Origin of the sequence: Pantoea sp. CTOTU49201, from assembly GCF_032054795.1 — a bacterium.
Classification (GTDB): Bacteria; Pseudomonadota; Gammaproteobacteria; order Enterobacterales; family Enterobacteriaceae; genus Pantoea; species Pantoea symbiotica.
This window is the reverse complement of the sequence record NZ_DAMBSA010000552.1, coordinates 1-2,350: the sequence shown is the minus strand read 5'-3', so window position 1 is coordinate 2,350 and position 2,350 is coordinate 1. Positions and strand designations below refer to the sequence as shown.

The window sequence follows — 2,350 nt, the reverse complement described above, 5'->3', positions numbered from 1 at the left end:
GCACACTATGCGCAGCCGCTGACGCTGGGACAACTGGCAGCGCTGGCGAGTATGAGCGTGCCCACCTTCCACACCCATTTCAAAAGCATCACCAATCAGCCGCCGATGCAGTATGTGAAGTCAGTACGATTGCATCAGGCGCGCATGTTGATGGTGCGTCAGGAGATGACGGCGGCAGCGGCTAGCCACGCGGTGGGCTATGAAAGCGCTTCGCAGTTTAATCGCGAGTTCAAACGTTTGTTTGGTTTACCGCCGGCCGAAGAGATCAAACGCATGCAGCGTAACTTTGCCGTGCCGCCGGCGCATCAGGCATCGCTGTTCGTTTCCTCACATTAACGCCAGTCTATGCTATAAATGATAACCATTATCATTTTTGGCGTGAGGCACAGGATGCAGTCAGCACAGGAAAATGCGTTAAGCGCGGATTGTTGTATCGTTGGCGGCGGTCCGGCGGGATTGATGTTGGGCTATTTACTGGCGCGCGCGGGTTTACGCGCCGTGGTAATCGAGAAACACCCCGACTTTCTGCGCGATTTTCGCGGCGACACCATTCATCCCTCAACGTTGGAGATCATGCGTCAACTGGGCTTGCTGGATGAGCTGCTTACCTTGCCGCATCAACGCGCGGAGAAGCTGCAAGCGGAAGTGGCTGGCAAAGAGATCACCATGGCAGATTTCTCACGTCTGCCGGTTCAGTGTCGCTTTATCGCCTTTATGCCGCAGTGGGATTTCCTCAACTTTCTCGCTAAAAAAGCCTCTGAATTTCCGGGATTTACCCTGCTGCAATCCACTGCATTTGACGACTTCGTTTATGAGGATGGCGCAATCAGCGGCGTGCAAACGTTACAGGGTAACGAGAATCAGGTCATTCGCACTTCGTTAGTGATAGGTGCAGATGGCCGCAATTCGCAGGTCAAAGCCAAAGCCGGACTCACCGGAAAAAGCTTTGGTGCGCCACGCGATGTGTTGTGGTTCCGGCTGGAGAAACATCCCGACGATCCGCAACTGGGCATGGGCCACAAAGGGCCGAAGCAGAACTTCATTGTCATTGATCGCGGTGATTACTGGCAGTGCGGTTACACCATCCAGAAAAATCAGTTCGACGAGTTAAAACTGGCGGGTTTGGACGCGCTGAAAAGCACCATGGCGCAGGTGGCACCGTTCAGCGCAGAGCGCATGGCGGAAGTCGATGAGTGGGACAAACTCAAGCTATTGTCGATTCGCATCGACCGCCTCGATCACTGGATGAAACCCGGCGTGCTCTGTATCGGCGATGCTGCGCATGCGATGTCGCCGATTGGCGGCGTTGGGGTTAACCTGGCTATTCAGGATGCGGTAGCCGCAGCCAATATGCTGACCAAACCGCTGCAGCAGGGCAAGGTTGCCTTGCACAATCTGCAAAAAGTGCAGCAGCGCCGCCAGTTCCCAACGGTCGCCACCCAATTTCTGCAAATCAAAATGAGCAGCAACAAACGCAAACGCACCACACCGAGCAAAGTGCCACAGATGATCAGCCGCTTTCCGTTCCTGCGCCATCTGTTTGGCCGCTTAATTGGCCTCGGATTCCGCACCGAAAAGCCGCGTTATTTATAACCGGCAAAAAAAAGCCCGCTAAGCGCGGGCCAGGTAAACGTTACCAATCTGAAATTCTCGTAGCAACGCATTGCTGTGTGTTGCGTCGCTATAGTAGCAACAGATCGCGATTTGTGCAGGAAATGATCAATGAGTAAATTTTGTGCTAAGGATTAGCATTACGCTTTCCGCACGCGCGTTGACCACCAGCACATTAGCGATCCGAGGCTAACCATCGCGGTGCCTTGCCAAAAGGCGACGGTCAGATGCGAGCGCAGAATATAGGCGGCGAGAAGCGAGGAGATGATCGGAATGAAGTAAGACGCGGCGGCCAAAATGGTGACGTTGCCATGCAGAATGCCGACATTCCATGCGGCATAGCCAAAGCCCATCGCCATCGCCGCTAGCGCCAGACTGATGCAAACCCCAACGGATAATACAAACGGCGGCTGTGGCGAGAGCAAAAACTTCAGCCAAAGCGTCAGCGCGGTCAGGATAAAGAACAGCGTTATGCCATTGCTGCCGTTAGCAATTTTTTTGGTTACCACACAATATACCGCCCAGATAACCGCGCCGCTTAATGCCAGGCCGTAACTCAACGGATTATCCATCACGTTATTGGCGATTTCGCTGAATGAAAAAGCCTGATCGCCGCCTAATACGCGACAAATGCCCGCAACCGCCAGCATCACGCCCGGAATAATCAGCGGATGGGTTTTTTGCCGATTCACTATCACCGCTAAAACAATGGTCAAACTTGCCCACAGATAATTGACCA

Annotated in this window: 3 protein-coding genes; 2 read left to right on the top strand and 1 reads right to left on the bottom strand. The window is 53.6% G+C overall.

What is annotated here, in order from left to right; all coding sequences use genetic code 11:
* On the top strand, positions 1 to 336 hold a 336-nt coding region (locus RTY00_RS23645; protein WP_312666590.1), incomplete at its 5' end, for an AraC family transcriptional regulator.
* Positions 337 to 390: 54 nt separating this feature from the next.
* Positions 391 to 1,593 (top strand): FAD-dependent oxidoreductase, encoded by a 1,203-nt coding sequence (locus RTY00_RS23640; protein WP_312666589.1) that lies wholly within the window; start codon positions 391 to 393, stop codon positions 1,591 to 1,593.
* Between the two features lie 158 nt (positions 1,594 to 1,751).
* On the opposite strand, the gene yddG is transcribed toward RTY00_RS23640, so the two are convergent.
* Positions 1,752 to 2,350 (bottom strand): aromatic amino acid DMT transporter YddG (gene yddG, locus RTY00_RS23635; protein ID WP_312666588.1); only part of this gene is annotated, 599 nt, incomplete at its 5' end.

Excerpts from the sequence above, each read along its gene's own strand:
- RTY00_RS23640 (WP_312666589.1), top strand. The coding sequence starts at position 391 with ATGCAGTCAGCACAGGAAAATGCGTTAAGCGCGGATTGTTGTATCGTT.